The 288-nt window shown below is 67.7% G+C and carries 1 pseudogene; it reads right to left on the bottom strand.

Annotated elements, in window-relative coordinates:
- Positions 1-288: pseudogene (locus EN862_RS35745) on the bottom strand (cobaltochelatase subunit CobT); the annotation flags it as partial.

The raw sequence follows: 288 nt of genomic DNA, 5'->3' as shown, positions 1-288 counted from the left end.
GGCCTTGGCGTATTTGTCCTCCAGCATCGAGCCGATATTGTCGGCGACGCCCTGCATGGCGCGGCTGCCGATCGCCTCGACGCGGGCCTGCTCGACCGCGTCGTAGATCGAGCGCGCCAGCTTGCCTTCAGGCGCCAGCTTGTTGTGGATGCGCTGATCGTGGCAGGCGCGCTTCAGCGCCATGGAATCGCCGAGCCCTCGGGTGATGGCGATATCGGCTTTGGAGGCCTTCTTCGGCAGTTCTGGCAGCCGGGCGCGGTTGCCCGCAAGCGCCGGCCGGTCCTTGGC

This window comes from Mesorhizobium sp. M2E.F.Ca.ET.219.01.1.1 (assembly GCF_004016445.2).
In the GTDB taxonomy this organism is placed as follows: domain Bacteria; phylum Pseudomonadota; class Alphaproteobacteria; order Rhizobiales; family Rhizobiaceae; genus Mesorhizobium.
This window is presented reverse-complemented; position numbering and strand designations above follow the sequence as displayed.